Source organism: Pseudolysinimonas kribbensis (genome assembly GCF_039531715.1).
Classification (GTDB): domain Bacteria; phylum Actinomycetota; class Actinomycetes; order Actinomycetales; family Microbacteriaceae; genus Pseudolysinimonas; species Pseudolysinimonas kribbensis.
Window position 1 is genome coordinate 653822 of the sequence record NZ_BAAAQO010000003.1, and the last position, 14154, is coordinate 667975.

Below are 14154 nucleotides of genomic sequence, written 5' to 3' on the forward strand. Positions count from 1 at the left end.
CCTCCCGATGACCATGACCCCTCAGGCCACGATGACGGCGGAGCAGGCCTCGGCCTTCCAGGAGACGTTCGCGCGCCTCGTGGCGAACGTCGAGCAGGTGCTGCTCGGCAAGACGTTCGTGGTCCGCCTCGGGTTCGTCGCCCTGCTGAGCGAGGGCCACCTCCTGCTCGAGGACTTCCCCGGCACGGGCAAGACCTCGCTCGCGCGCGCGATCGCGCAGTCCGTGGCGGGCACCAGCAACCGCATCCAGTTCACCCCCGACCTGCTGCCGGGCGACATCACCGGTGTCAGCGTGTACGACCAGCGTTCGGGGCAGTTCGACTTCCACCGCGGTCCGGTCTTCTCGAACATCCTGCTCGCGGACGAGATCAACCGCGCCTCGCCCAAGACCCAGGCGGCGCTCCTCGAGGTCATGGAGGAGGGCCGCGTCACGGTCGACGGCATCACGCACCCCGTCGACCCGCCGTTCCTCGTGATCGCGACGCAGAACCCGATCGAGCAGGCGGGCACCTACCGCCTGCCCGAGGCGCAGCTCGACCGCTTCCTGCTGAAGGCGTCGATCGGCTACCCCGACCACGCCTCGACGCTGCGCATCCTGGAGGGCGCCGGGGTCAAGGCGCACGAGACCGAGGTCGCGGCCGTCATCACGGCGGCGACGGTGCTCGACATGGCGCGGCAGGCGCGCACCGTGCACGTCGATCCGAGCGTCAACGACTACGTCTCCCGACTGGTGGACGCCACCCGCTCGGTGACCGAGGTGCGCCTCGGCGTCAGTGTGCGCGGCGCGCTCGCGCTGCTGCGCGCCGCCAAGACGCTCGCCGCCGCGAGCGGCCGGCACTACGTGGTGCCCGACGACGTGAAGGCGCTCGCCGAGCCCGTGCTCGCGCACCGGCTGGTGCTCGACCCGGAGGCCGAGTTCGACGGCGTCACCGCCTCGAGCATCGTGTCGCAGCTGCTGCTCGAGACGGCCCCGCCGAGCGATCGGCAAGCCGTGTGAGCGCTCCCGCGCCCGCGCAGGACGGCCGCCCGGGGCGGGAGGGCACGTCCCGGCCGCGCTCCGACACGCTGACGCGCACCGGGACCGCCGGCCTCACCAACACGCGCACGCGCCTGGTGGGCGCGCGGCAGGGGGTGCTCGCCGACGCCGTGGTGTCGGCCGCGCAGGTGGCCTCGACGTTGCGCCGGGTGATCGCGGTGGTGTTCGCGCGAGTGGCCGCGGTCGTCACCCCGCTCGGGTGGGTCATGCTGGCCGTCATCCCGCTCGCGTTCGGCTTCGGGTACGGGCTCGGCTGGCTCGAGCTCGTCGCGGTCGCGTGGGCGGGTGTGGTGCTCGCCGCCGTGGCCGGGCTCTACCTCATCGGCCGGTCGCCGTTCCGTGTCGAGCTCGCACTCGTGCACAAGCGCGTCGTCGTCGGCGATCCGGCGACCGGCGTCGTGCACCTCACGAATCCCGCCTCTCGCCGGATCGCCGGGGTGAAGGTCGAGGTGCCGGTCGGGGCGGGCCTGGCCGAGATCGCGATGCCGGCGCTGAAGGCGGGCGGGCGGTTCGCGCACGAGTTCGCCATCCCGACCCAGCGCCGCGGCCTCGTGCCGATCGGCCCGGTGCGCACCGTGCGCGCCGACCCGATCGGACTGGTGCGGCGCGAGGTGGTCTGGACCGACCGCGCCGAGCTGGTCGTGCACCCGCACACGATCTCGGTGCCGTCGACGTCGACCGGGCTGATCCGCGACCTCGAGGGCACCCCGACCGCCGATCTCACGTCCAGCGACGTGTCGTTCCATTCGCTCCGGGAGTTCCAGACCGGCGACGAGCGGCGCTTCATCCACTGGAAGTCCACCGCCAAGGCCGGCACCTGGATGGTGCGGCAGTTCGAGCAGACCCGCCGCAGTCACCTGGTCGTGGCGCTGAGCCTCGCTGCCGCCGACTTCGCCACCGGCGAGGAGTTCGAGCTCGCGGTGAGCGTGGCCGGCAGCCTGGGCGTGCGCGCGATCCGCGACGGACGCACCGTGTCGGTCGTCGTGAGCGCCCTCACGCCCGAGTACGCCAAGCACAAGACGCTCGCCGTCCGGTCGCTGCAGACCCACGTGCCGGCGCGCCTGCTCGACGACCTCGCGCTCGTCGATCCCGCGCAGAACGCCATCGGCATCCGCGACCTCGCCCGCGCCGCGGCCGAGGAGGTCGAGGGCATCTCGGTCGCGTTCCTGGTCTGCGGCTCGACGCCGAGCCCGCAGTCGCTGCGGGCGGCGTCGCACTCGTTCCCCGCCGGCGTCGGGGTGGTCGCGATCGTGTGCGATCCGGATGCCACCCCCGGTCTTCGCCGCGTCGCCGGGCTCAGCGTGCTCACGATCGGGTACCTCGACGATCTGCGGGTCGCCCTGCAGCGCACGGCGGCGGTGGCATGACGCACCGGCTGACCGGCTCGTTCGTCGCGGCGAACCTGTTCTTCGCATGGCTCGCGATCGGACTGGCCTCCGCGGCGCTCTGGCCGGTCTACGCGAGCAGCCGGTACGTGATCCTCGTGCTCGTGACGCTCCTGCTCGGCTCGGCCGTGGCGGTGCTCGGGGCGCGGCTGCGCTGGCCGTCGTACGTCGTCGTGCTCGCGAGCCTCGTGGTGCTGCTGCTGAGCGGCGTGCCCCTCGCGATCCCGGGCGCGGCGATCGCGACGGTGCTGCCGAGTGCCGAGGGGCTGCGTCAGCTGCTCGTCGCGCTCGCCCTCGGCTGGAAGCAGCTGCTCACCATCGACACGCCCGTCGGCGCCTACCAGGCGCTCCTGGTGCCCGCTCTCGTGCTCGTGCTCGCCGCGACCGTGACGTCGGTGACGATCGCGCTGCGCACGCGATTCGGGGAGCTCGGCGCCGTCCCGCCGGTCCTGCTGTTCGTCGCGGGCATCGCGCTCGGCCCGGAGCGCGTGCCGTGGCCGGTCCCGCTCACGCTCACGCTGCTGGTCGCGCTGCTGCTGTGGCTGGTGTGGCGCCGACGCGTGCGCCGCCGGGGCGCGATCCGGTCGCTCGCGCAGGCCGCGCCGGATGCCGAGGGCCGCCCCCTCGAGACGGCGGGGGATCGCGGATTCACGGCGCGAGCCGCCCTCGCCGGAGCCGTGATCCTGGCGCTCGCGGGTGCCGGTTCGGTGGGCGCGGCGGTCGCCCTGCCGCCATCCGGAGACCGTCAGGTGCTCCGATCGAGCCTGCAGCAGCCGTTCGACCCGCGGAACTACCCGAGTCCCCTGTCGGGCATGCGGCACTATCTGCGCCAGGGACAGGTGGATGCCACCCAGCTGAAGGTGCAGGGGCTGCCGCGCGACGCCCGCGTGCGGGTCGCCACGCTCGACAGCTACGACGGGATCGTCTACGCCGTCGGCAGCGACGCGGTCGACGCGGCCTCCGGCACGTTCGTGCGGGTGCCGCAGTCCGTCGACCGCTCGCACGAGAGGGGGCGCACGGTCGATGTGCGGGTCACGGTGGGCGACTACACGGGTGTGTGGGTGCCGACCGTGGGCGACATGGCGGCGATCGACTTCACGGGAGCCCGCGCGGCCGCCCTCGACGACGACTTCTTCTTCAACGCGACGACCGGCACCGCCGCCGACCTGCACGACCTGCGCGCGGGCGACAGCTATGACCTCACCGGCGTGCTCCCCGAGCAGCCGACGACCTCGCAGCTGGGCAGGGCCACCCCGGGGTCGGCGCAGGTGCCGCGGATCGGGCTCATGCCCGACGAGCTCGTCGTGCACCTCGACCAGTACGTGCAGGGCAAGACCACGGCGGGGTCGCGCCTGCTCGCCGCGATCGACGGCCTGCGCCGCGAGGGGTACATCAGCCACGGCCTCGCCGGCGACGAGCCGCCGAGCCGCTCCGGCCATGCCGCGGACCGCATCTCGGAGCTGTTCACGGATCCGCAGATGATCGGCGACGCCGAGCAGTACGCCGTGGCCGGCGCGCTCATGGCCCGTCAGCTCGGGTTCCCGGCCCGCGTCGTCTTCGGCTTCGCCCCGCAGAACCAGGACGGCGGCACGGTCACGCTGACGGGCGCCGATGTCACGGCCTGGATCGAGATCGACACGGCGCAGTACGGCTGGGTCGCCCTCGACCCGGTGCCGCCGGTGCGCCCCATCCCGCAGCAGAAGCCGCAGGACCCCGACAAGGTCGCGCGACCCGAGTCGATCGTGCCGCCGCCGCCGGACAAGGTCGACCAGGAGCAGGGTCAGACGACGCCGGATACGAGCACCGACACGCCCGACGGGCCGAGCGCCGCGCTCCTGCTCCTGCTCCAGGTGCTCCGGATCGGCGGGTGGGCGCTCGCGATCGTCGCGGTGCTGCTCGCACCGTTCGCGCTCGTCGTGGTCGCGAAGGTGCGCCGCCGACGGGCGCGGCGCACCGCCCGGACACCGCTGGAGCGCATCCGCGGCGGCTGGGACGAGTTCGCGGACGCCGTGGTCGATCACGGCTACGACCCGCCCCCGGCCTCCACGCGATCGGAGGTCGCGGGCGTCGTGGGCGTGCTGCCGGCGGGTGTGCTCGCGGCCGTCGCCGATCGCGCCGTGTTCGCGCCCGACGAGAGCGACGAGCGCGAGGCGGACAGGGTGTGGGATGCCGTGGCCGAGCTGCGCGCCTCGCTCGACGACGGGCTCACCCGCCGGCGCCGGCTGTGGGCGCTCGTCTCGGTGCGTTCGTTCGCTCGTTATCATGTTCGGGATCTCCTCCGGCCGGGCGGAGCCCGACGCGAGGAGGCGCGGTGAACTGCCGGTTCTGCGCCACCGAGCTCCCGCGCGACGCCCTGTTCTGCGGGGAGTGCGGTCGCGCGGTCGGGGCATCCACGCCCGGCGGGATCGGTCCCATGCCGCTCGCGTTCAGCTCCGCCGACGACGCCTCCGACGATCCCGCCGATCACGTCGGCCCCGCGCACGTGGGCGCGAGCTGTCCGCAGTGCGGAGCGTCCGTCGAGGACGACGAGGTCTTCTGCGGCGAGTGCGGCTTCGTGCTGCGCCGCGTCGCGCCCGCGCCGCCGGCCGGGCCGCCGCCTATCGACGATGTGCCGATCGAGCCCGAGTTCGAGGCGCAGCCGAAGCCGGAGCCGGAGCCGGCCGCGGCCGTTCCCGGGGCGGGCGCCCTCGACACGGGCGCGACCGACGTGATCCCCGCCCTCGAGCCCGACCTCGAGCTCAGCATCGAGCGCGCGCCGCGGCCGGATCCCTTCCCGTGGGGCCGCGCGACCACGCCGATCGAGGACATCGAGGCGACCCGGCTGGTGGCCGATCCGTTCGCGGGTGAGCGGTTCGTGCTCCAGTTCAGCACCGGGGAGAACGTGACGGTGCGGGGCCAGGGCCTGATCGGGCGCAATCCGAACGCAGAGCCGGGCGAGGTGGTCGACCAGTTCGTGGCGGTGTTCGACCCGACGAAGTCGGTCTCGAAGACGCACCTCGAGTTCGGCCAGGAGAGCGGCCGGTTCTGGGTGAGCGACCGCTTCTCGACGAACGGCTCCGTGGTCCGCCAGCCGGATGCCGACCCGCAGCGCTGCGACCCCGGCAAGCGCTACTTCATCGCGCGCGGCACGCGCGTCGACATCGGCGAGCAGTTCTTCGTCGTGAGCTGACGCGCTCAGACCGCGGTACCGGCGGCCTCCGCGACGCTCGCGCGGCGGGGGTAGCCGGCGAGCACGCCCGCCGAGACGAGCCAGCACAGGCCGATCAGCACGAGCAGCAGCGGCGCCTGAGCGGAGGGCAGCAGCCCGGCGAGACCGGCGCCGAGAGCGGCGCCGGTCGCGCGGACGCCGGCCGCGACGGTGAAGACCTGCGAGCGCAGGGCGCGGGGGCTGTGCCGGGTGCGGAGTAGGAGCATCGCCGTGACCCCGGGACCGGTCGCGACGCCGGAGAGGGAGACGAGCGCGATCGCCACGGGGAGGCCGAGCGGCACCGCGGCGGCGAGCGTGAGCACGCCGGTGATGCCCCAGGCGCCCGCCATCACCACGACCGCGGGGACGCGGCGGATGGGCCAGGCCGTCACGGCCAGCGAGCCGACCAGGGCGCCGACGGCGAAGCCCGTGATGACCCAGGCGGCCCCGCCCGCATCCCGGGTCGCCACGAGCGCGATGCCGACGGCGGCGATCGGAAGTGCGCCCTGGCCCAGTTGGCTGAGCGCGCCCGAGAGCGTCACGGCGGCGATCGGGCGGTGGGTCGCGAGATAGCGCGATCCCCGCACGATCTCGCGCAGCATCCCCGCGCGCCCCGGGTGCTCGGGGTGCGGCGGCAGCCGGAGGATCGCGCACCCCGCGACACCCACGGCCGCGACGACCGCCAGCACGACGGTGGCGACCCGGGCCGAACCGAGCGCGATGACGCCCGCCGCGAGCGCCGGGCCCGCCACGCTGCCGATGTTGTAGGTCAGCGCGTCGACGCCGAACGCGCGCTCGGGGGTGCCGGGGACGGCATCCGACACGAAGCTCGACAGGCCGCCCATGAAGAACGGCGTCGTGACGCCAGCCGCGACGAGGCCGACGACGATGAGCACGGTCGGGACCATGCCGAGCAGCGCGGTGATGCCCAGAGCCGCCGCTGTCACGGCCCCGGAGAGCAGCACGAGGCGGGTGGGGTGCCGGCTGCGGTCGAGCAGGGCGCCTGCCAGCGGCGCGGCGAGGATGCTCGGCGCGAGCGATGCCGCCACGAGTGCGCCGCCGAGCGCGAGGCTGTGCAGCTCCTGCACGGCGAGCACGGGGAACGCCGCCGCCGTGCCCGCGCTGGCCAGCCGCAGCGAGGTCGCGACCCATACGTAGGGGACGGCGCTCATGATGGCCATTCTCCCGTCGGCCGCCGACGGTGACGTGCCGCCCGGTGCGCCTCCTCCACCGCGTGTCCGCGGCGCGATCGATCCGACCTCCGCGAATTCGGCGCCGGATGCGCGCGCGGGGGCGGCTGGGATGGTCGCGTGCTCCCACCCGTCGACCCGGTCCGTCTCGCGCTCCCCTCCGCCGCACCGCCGCCGGAGCGCGGCGGGGTGCCCCTGGTGGCGACTCTCGCGCCGGTGGCGATGTCGCTGGCGATCTGGGCGTTCACGCACTCCGTGCTCTCCCTGCTGTTCGCGGGGCTCGGACCGATCGTGGCGATCGGGGGGCTCGTCGATGCGCGTCGTCGGCATCGGCGGTGGCGACGGCGCGAGCACGCCCGGATCGCCGCGGCGCTCGCCCGGACCGGGGAGCGGATCGAGGAGAGCCACGTCGCGGAGCGCGCGAGGCGCGCCGGGCTCGTGCCGCCCGAGGGACCGGCCATCGCGCGGTGGGCGGTGGAGCACTGGGTGCGGCCCGCGGAGCCGGGGGCGCCGGTTCCCGTACGGGTGGGACGCGGGGCGGTCGCCTCCGGTGTGCGCCTGGAGGGCGACGATCCCACCGGGGATGCCGATGCCGGCCCGGCCGCCGACCCCCGCGACCGTCTTCCCCCGGACCTCGTCGCGGTCCGCTCGGCGCTCCGGAGCGCCGCCGCCGAACTGCCGGATGCGCCGGTGCTCGTCGATGCCGTCGACGGCGTGGGCATCGTCGGCCCCGGGCCGCTCGCCGCCGCCGCCGCCCGGGCGCTGGTCCTGCAGGTCGCGTCGATCATCGCTCCCGACGGCGTCGTGGCCGCCCCGGCCGGCGAGGCGTGGACCGGGGAGCTCCCGCAGGAGAGGGTGGATTCGGAGCCGGGCAGGTTCGAACTGCGGGATGCGCGCCGAGAGGTGCTCGTCGCGTGGGCGTCGGAGGAGGCCGGCCTGCCGCCCGGGTGCGGTGCGGTGGTGCGGCTCGACGCGGCGCGCCGGGTGTCGGCGGTCAGCCGCCCGGCCGCCGCGGGCGCCGCGGCCGTGCTCGCCGAGGCCGCCGCGCGACACCACCTGGGCGCGGCGACCCGTGCCCTGCCCGATCGGGTCGAACTCGCGGAACTGCTCGCGGGAGCCGGTGCACCGGCGCCGGGCTCGCTGACCGCTTCGATCGGCCGCGACGCGGGCGGTGCCGTCGTCGTCGATCTGGTGGCCGACGGTCCGCATGCCCTCGTGGGCGGCACCACGGGTTCGGGCAAGAGCGAGCTGCTCGTGAGCTGGGTCCTCGCGCTGGCGCACGGTCGCACCCCGGCGGAGGTGACATTCCTGCTCGTCGACTTCAAGGGCGGCGCCGCGTTCGCGCCGCTCGCGGCGATGCCGCACGTGGTCGGCATCCTGAGCGATCTCGATGCCCGGCTCACCCGCCGGGCGATCGAGAGTCTGCGGGCGGAGCTGCTGCGGCGCGAGCGCCTGCTCGCCGATGTCGGCGCACGCTCGATCGCGGAGGTGGCGCCGGGCGTGCTCGCGCGGCTGGTGGTCGTGGTCGACGAGTTCGCGGCCGTGGTCGCCGGCCAGCCGGAGCTGCACGAGGTCTTCGGCGATCTCGCGGCGCGCGGCCGATCGCTCGGACTGCACCTGATCCTGTGCACGCAGCGGCCGGCCGGGGTCATCCGCGACGGGGTCCTGGCCAACGTCACCCTCAGGGTCGGCCTGCGGATGACCGACCGGGCCGACAGCATCGCGCTCCTCGGCGACGACGGGGCGGCCCGCCTGCCCGCGGGGTCGCGCGGGCGCGCGGTGCTCGGCGACGACGGCGTGAGCCGGCCGTTCCAGGTGGCGATCGCGGGGACGGCCGAGCTGGAGCAGGCGTGCCGGGCGGTCCCGCTCCGGGACCGGCCGGCGATCGCGCGTCCCTGGCTCGATCCCCTCCCGGCCGTCGTGCCACGCAACTCGATCGGTGCGGCCACCTCCCAGGCGATCCCGTTCGGCGTCGTCGACCTTCCGGCCGAGCAGCGCCAGCCGGTGGCCGTCCACCGGCCGGACGCACACGGTCACCTCCTGGTGCTGGGCGCGACCGGCACGGGACGCACGACCGCCCTGGCGGTGCTGGCGGCGGCGCCGGGCGCCATCGTGGTCCCCCGCGATGTCGCGGACGCCTGGTGGGTGCTCGATCGCGCGCTGCGTGTGCCGCGCCGCGGCCCGGGCTCGGAGCGGCGGCTGCTCGTCATCGACGACCTCGATCTGCTCCTCGGGCGCGCCGGTCCGGACGAGCGGCACGAGCTGTCGGACCTGATCGCCCGGGTGCTGCGCGAGGGCTCGGCGCACGGCCTCGGAGTCGCCGCCTCGGTGCAACGGGCGGCCGGCACCGTGCAGCCGCTCGTCGGGTCGTTCGGTGCGCGGCTCCTGCTGCGGATGCCCTCGCGCGAGGAGCACGTGCTCGCCGGCGGGATCGGGGCGGAGTTCGATCCCGCGCTGCCGCCCGGGGCGGGGCGCTGGCGCGGTGCCGCGATCCAGGTCGCCTGGCCGGGCGAGATGCCTCTGCCGGAGGCCGCGGTACCGGAACTGCCCGTCGTGGCTCCGGCCGCGGGCCGGCAGCTGGCCATCGTGGCGTCCCGGCCGGCGCTCCTCCTGCCGGCGCTGAGGGCCGCGGGCCTGCGGGTCGCGCTGCTCGGCGCCGCGGATCCCGACGAGGACGCGATCGGCGCGGCCCCCGACGTGCTGCTCGGCGACCCGGATGCCTGGCAGGCCGACTGGAGCCTGCTCGGCCGGGCGCGACGCGAGTTGCCCATCGCGGTCGTGGACTGCTCGGCCGCCGAGCTGCGGGCCCTCACGCGCGCGCGGGACGTGCCGCCGCCGCTCGGCTCGCGTCCGGGGGAGTGCTGGGTGGTCGACGGAGGCGTCGTGCGCCGCGGGCTTCTTCCGACGCGCACATGAATCCGCAGCATTCCGGGCCTTGGGCCACCGATTCCGTGAAATCTATGTTGCGGAATGCACTCGATCGCCCTTGCGACGTTCCCGTGAACGGGGCCGTGTGCCAGGATCGTGCCACGCCGTGGTCACTCGCACCCCCGGTGGTCCCTTCGGAAGGAGCAACTCCATGAACCGATCACTTCCCGAGGACCCGCTGGTCCGCTCGCTCGTGCAGCAGGCCCGCCGCGCCCAGCTCAGCCGTCGTGCCCTGCTCGGCGCATTCGGCGGCGGTGCGGCCGCCCTGGCGCTCGCGGCATGCTCCGCCGGCGGGAGCACCAAGCTCACCCCGGCCAAGGACATCTCGTCGACCGACAAGTCGATGATCTGGGCCAACTGGCCGGCGTACCTCGACGTCGACGACAAGGACGACAGCAAGCATCCGACCCTCGACGCCTTCACCTCCTCGACCGGCATCAAGGTCGACTACCGGGAGGACGTCGACGACAACAACTCGTACTACGCGAAGGTCAAGGACCAGCTCGCCCTCGGCAAGGACATCGGCTGCGACACCGTCTGCCTGACCGACTGGATGGTGAGCCGCTGGATCCGCTTCGGCTACACGCAGGAGCTCGACCACTCCCGCATCCCCAACGCCAAGAACCTCAGCCCATCGCTGCAGAACGTCGACTTCGACAAGGGGCGCAAGCAGTCCCTGCCGTGGCAGAGCGGTTTCGCGGGCATCTGCTGGAACAAGGAGCAGTTCCCCAACGGATTCACGAGCGTCGACGAGATCCTCAAGGAGCCCAAGCTCAAGGGCCGCGTCGGCGTCCTGAGCGAGATGCGCGACACCGTCGGACTGATCCTGCTGGAGCAGGGCGTCGACATCTCCAAGAACTTCAGCGACAGCGAGTTCGAGAAGGCGCTCGACGTGCTGAAGAAGAACATCTCCGACGGCGTCATCCGCAACGTCAAGGGCAACTCCTACCTCGACGACCTGACCAACGGCGACACCCTCGCGGCGATCTGCTGGTCGGGTGACATCACCCTTATCAACGGCGAGAACGGCGACAAGTGGGAGTTCGCGATCCCGGACGCCGGCGGCACGCTGTGGAGCGACAACTACCTGATCCCGATCGGTGCGCGGCACAAGGCCAACGCCGAGAAGCTCATGAACTGGTACTACGACCCGAAGATCGCCGCCGAGGTCGCCGCCTACGTGAACTACATCACGCCGGTGGTCGGAGCCAAGGAGGAGGCGGTCAAGATCGATCCGGACCTCGCGGACAACCAGCTGATCTTCCCCGACGACGCGACGCTCGCGAAGGCCCACGTGTTCCACACGCTGACGCCGGCCCAGGATCAGTCGTACAGCTCGGCCTTCCAGCAGGTCCTGCTGGGCGCCTGACGGGACATCGGGTGGCCAGCACGACGCGGGGCAGCATGGCGAAGGACTCGGGCGCCGACCTGGAGCTCGCGGGTGTCACCAAACGCTTCCCGGGCTTCACGGCGGTCGAGGCGCTCGATCTGACGATCCCCGCCGGGTCGTTCTTCGCGCTGCTCGGGCCCTCGGGGTGCGGCAAGACGACCACGCTGCGGATGGTCGCCGGGCTCGAGACACCCACCGAGGGCCGGATCCTGATCGGCGGAAACGACGTCACCGACCGTAAGCCCCACCAGCGCCCGGTGAACACCGTGTTCCAGTCCTACGCGCTGTTCCCGCACATGACGGTGCTGCGCAATGTCATGTTCGGGCCCGGCCGGCGCGGCGTATCGGACGCGCAGCGTCGCGCGCACGAGGCGCTGCAGCTGGTCGAGCTCGACCACCTCGCCGGCCGTCGGCCCAGTCAGCTCAGCGGTGGTCAGCAGCAGCGCGTCGCCCTCGCCCGCGCGATCGTCAACCGGCCGGCGGTGCTGCTGCTCGACGAGCCGCTCGGGGCGCTCGATCTCAAGCTGCGCCGGCAGATGCAGCTGGAGCTGAAGGGCATCCAGAACGAGGTCGGCCTCACGTTCGTGCACGTGACCCACGACCAGGAGGAGGCCATGACCATGGCCGACACGGTCGCGGTCATGAACGGCGGCCGCATCGAGCAGATGGGCGCGCCCGAGGATCTGTACGAGCTGCCGAGGACGGCCTTCGTCGCCAATTTTCTCGGACAGTCCAATCTGCTCGTCGGAACCGTCCTGAGCGGGGGAGACCGGCTCGTGGTCGAGGTCGCGGGTCACCGACTCGGCGTGGCCGCCGACCGCGCGCGCCGGCGCACCGGACGGGTGACGCTCGGCGTGCGGCCGGAGAAGCTGCACCTGCTGACCGCGCAGCCCGAGCCGGCCGACGGCGTCAACGTGCTCGGCCCGGGCCGGGTGACCGACGTCTCGTTCAGCGGCGTGAGCACCCAGTACCTGGTCGAGGTGCCGAGCATCGGCACCCTCACCGTGTTCGCGCAGAACATGGCATCCGGTCCGACCGTGAGCGTGGGCTCGGAGGTCTGGGTCAGCTGGCGCGTGGAGCACGGCTTCGGGCTCGACGACGACCCCGGTGACACCGGCGCGCCCGCCGATCCGGATGCCGCCGAGGTCGCCTGATGGCGTTCGGCGCGTTCGCGGGCGAGCAGGCGCCCGCCGTCGAGCAGGCGCCGCGCCGTCGCAGCCTGGTCGCGGTCTGGCTGCTGCTGCCGGGGGTGGTCTACCTCGCGGCGACCTACCTGGCGCCGCTGGTGTCGCTGGTGGTCACGAGCCTCAAGGCTCCCGACCTCGCGAACTTCGACATCGGCCGCTACGTGTACGCCTTCGACGTCGGCAATTACGCGCACGTCTTCACCGAGTATCTGCCGATCGTCGGCCGGTCGTTCGGCTACTCGGCGATCGCGACCGTGCTGGCCCTGCTCATCAGCTACCCGCTGGCGTACTTCGTGGGCGTCTCGTTGCGGCGCTTCCCGCTCTGGCAGGCGCTCGCCCTCATCCTGATCATCGCGCCGTTCTTCATGTCGTTCCTGCTGCGCACGCTCGCGTGGAAGGCGATCTTCGCCGACGAGGGCTGGATCGTGACCGGCCTGGAGCACATGGGCGTGCTCGGCGCGAACGCGCATCTGAACGGCACGCCGGGCATGGTGATCTTCGGCCTGACCTACAACTACATCCCGTTCATGGCGTTGCCGATCTTCACCTCGCTCGAGCGGCTCGACCTGCGCTTCGTGGAGGCAGGAGCCGATCTCTACGCCAACCCGGTCACGACCTTCCTGCGGGTGACCCTGCCGCTGTCGCTGCCGGGCGTGGTCTCCGGCACGCTGCTGACGTTCATCCCGGCGAGCGGCGACTACATCAACGCCAGTCCGCAGTTCCTGGGATCGACTCAGACGACGATGGTCGGCAACGTCATCTCCGACACCTACTTCAATCTGCAGGACTATCCGTCGAGCGCGGCGTTGTCGATCCTGCTCATGGTGCTCATCCTGATCCCCGTCGCGATCTACCTCGCGCTGACGAAGACGGACGACCTGCTGTGAGCGTGCAGGCGGCCGATGTGCTCGGCGAGGCGGTCGCGACGCCGCCCCGGATCCGCGGCGGCCGCGCTCGCCGCAACTGGGTGCTGGGCATCTACGCCGTGGTCGTGCTCGCGCTGCTGCTCGTACCGATCGCCTACACCATCGTGTTCTCGTTCAACCAGCCGGGGCGCACCAACGCCACCTGGCGCGGGTTCTCGTTCGACAACTGGACCGGCATCCTCGACGACGACCGCGTCGTCGCCGCCTTCGTGACGAGCATCGTGGTGGGCGTGGTCGCGACCCTCGTCGCCGCGGCGATCGGCACGGCGATCGCGATCGCCCTCGTGCGCTACCGGTTCCGGTTCCGCACCGGACTGACCCTCCTGCTGTTCCTGCCGATGGCGACACCGGAGGTCGTGCTCGGCTCGGGGCTCGGGTCTCAGCTGCTCAACCTCGGCATCGACAAGGGCGTCGGCACGATCATCGTCGCGCACATCATGTTCTGCATCAGCTTCGTGGTCATCACGGTGCGCGCGCGCGTCGCGAGCCTCGACCCGGCGATCGAGGAGGCTGGCCGCGACCTGTACGCGAGCCCCGCGCAGGTGTGGTGGCGGATCACGTTCCCGCTGCTGCTGCCGGGCATCGTCGCGGCATGCCTGCTGTCGTTCGCCCTGAGCTTCGACGACTTCATCATCACGGCGTTCGTCTCCGGCAATGCGGAGACCTTCCCGAAGTACATCTACACCGCGGCCGCGCGGGCGATCCCGGCGCAGGCCAATGTGTTCGCGTCGATCATCTTCCTGCTGGCGATCGTGCTCGTGCTCGGGCAGCAGCTGGCGGCGGGCGCGCGGCGCCGCAAGCTCGCCCGCGAGGGCTGAGCGTGTACGCGGACCGGGCGCGACTCGCGGCGCTCACCGACGACGAGGTGCGCCGCTTCCGAGCGGAACGCCCGGCGTCGCGGAAGGCATGGAAGCGGGCGCGGCAG

Annotated in this window: 10 protein-coding genes; 9 read left to right on the forward strand and 1 reads right to left on the reverse strand. The window is 73.0% G+C overall.

All coding sequences use genetic code 11. The features are described 5' to 3' along the window. The first annotated feature begins 7 nt into the window (after nt 1-7). Genes ABD285_RS09780 through ABD285_RS09795 form a run of 4 tightly spaced genes read left to right on the forward strand, consistent with a single transcriptional unit; the run spans nt 8 to nt 5590 of the window. The gene (locus ABD285_RS09780; protein ID WP_284252551.1) at nt 8-997 is read left to right on the forward strand and encodes an AAA family ATPase; all 990 of its coding nucleotides are present in this window, start codon (nt 8-10) and stop codon (nt 995-997) included. After that, complete coding sequence (locus ABD285_RS09785) at nt 994-2403, forward strand: DUF58 domain-containing protein (protein ID WP_344202284.1); 1410 nt, start codon at nt 994-996, stop codon at nt 2401-2403. Before ABD285_RS09780 ends, ABD285_RS09785 begins: the two co-directional genes overlap by 4 nt. Then, nucleotides 2400-4736 carry a transglutaminaseTgpA domain-containing protein gene (locus ABD285_RS09790; protein ID WP_344202287.1) on the forward strand — a complete coding sequence of 779 codons (2337 nt, stop codon included), beginning with the start codon at nt 2400-2402 and terminating at the stop codon, nt 4734-4736. Before ABD285_RS09785 ends, ABD285_RS09790 begins: the two co-directional genes overlap by 4 nt. Continuing rightward, a complete protein-coding gene (locus tag ABD285_RS09795) occupies nt 4733-5590 on the forward strand; it encodes a double zinc ribbon domain-containing protein (protein ID WP_284252540.1) in 858 nt (285 codons plus the stop codon). Before ABD285_RS09790 ends, ABD285_RS09795 begins: the two co-directional genes overlap by 4 nt. Nucleotides 5591-5595: 5 nt before the next feature. On the opposite strand, the gene ABD285_RS09800 is transcribed toward ABD285_RS09795, so the two are convergent. Continuing rightward, on the reverse strand, nt 5596-6780 hold the full coding sequence (locus ABD285_RS09800; RefSeq protein ID WP_344202292.1) for an MFS transporter: 1185 nt from the start codon (nt 6778-6780) through the stop codon (nt 5596-5598). Between the two features lie 138 nt (nt 6781-6918). On the opposite strand from ABD285_RS09800, the gene ABD285_RS09805 reads away from it, so the two are divergent. The 5 genes from ABD285_RS09805 to ABD285_RS09825 all read left to right on the forward strand — a co-directional run bounded on the left by ABD285_RS09805 (nt 6919) and on the right by ABD285_RS09825 (nt 14047). Beyond that, nucleotides 6919-9714: an FtsK/SpoIIIE domain-containing protein gene (locus ABD285_RS09805; RefSeq protein WP_344202295.1), complete on the forward strand. Its 2796-nt coding sequence runs from the start codon at nt 6919-6921 to the stop codon at nt 9712-9714. A 163-nt stretch (nt 9715-9877) separates the two neighbouring features. Beyond that, entirely contained in the window at nt 9878-11095 is a 1218-nt protein-coding gene (locus ABD285_RS09810) for an ABC transporter substrate-binding protein (protein ID WP_284255576.1), read from the forward strand. Between the two features lie 35 nt (nt 11096-11130). Beyond that, nucleotides 11131-12270: an ABC transporter ATP-binding protein gene (locus tag ABD285_RS09815; protein ID WP_344202481.1), complete on the forward strand. Its 1140-nt coding sequence runs from the start codon at nt 11131-11133 to the stop codon at nt 12268-12270. Continuing rightward, nucleotides 12270-13190, forward strand: coding sequence for an ABC transporter permease (locus ABD285_RS09820; RefSeq protein ID WP_284252536.1), 921 nt, complete (start codon nt 12270-12272; stop codon nt 13188-13190). Before ABD285_RS09815 ends, ABD285_RS09820 begins: the two co-directional genes overlap by 1 nt. Next, nucleotides 13187-14047 carry an ABC transporter permease gene (locus ABD285_RS09825; protein ID WP_425565002.1) on the forward strand — a complete coding sequence of 287 codons (861 nt, stop codon included), beginning with the start codon at nt 13187-13189 and terminating at the stop codon, nt 14045-14047. Before ABD285_RS09820 ends, ABD285_RS09825 begins: the two co-directional genes overlap by 4 nt. Nucleotides 14048-14154: the final 107 nt, after the last annotated feature.

What these genes read in the sequence shown, in the direction of transcription:
- ABD285_RS09780 (WP_284252551.1), top strand. Translation starts at nt 8, where the DNA reads ATGACCATGACCCCTCAGGCCACGATGACGGCGGAGCAGGCCTCGGCC.
- ABD285_RS09790 (WP_344202287.1), top strand. Translation starts at nt 2,400, where the DNA reads ATGACGCACCGGCTGACCGGCTCGTTCGTCGCGGCGAACCTGTTCTTC.
- ABD285_RS09800 (WP_344202292.1), bottom strand. Translation starts at nt 6,780, where the DNA reads ATGAGCGCCGTCCCCTACGTATGGGTCGCGACCTCGCTGCGGCTGGCC.
- ABD285_RS09810 (WP_284255576.1), top strand. Translation starts at nt 9,878, where the DNA reads ATGAACCGATCACTTCCCGAGGACCCGCTGGTCCGCTCGCTCGTGCAG.
- ABD285_RS09815 (WP_344202481.1), top strand. Translation starts at nt 11,131, where the DNA reads ATGGCGAAGGACTCGGGCGCCGACCTGGAGCTCGCGGGTGTCACCAAA.
- ABD285_RS09820 (WP_284252536.1), top strand. Translation starts at nt 12,270, where the DNA reads ATGGCGTTCGGCGCGTTCGCGGGCGAGCAGGCGCCCGCCGTCGAGCAG.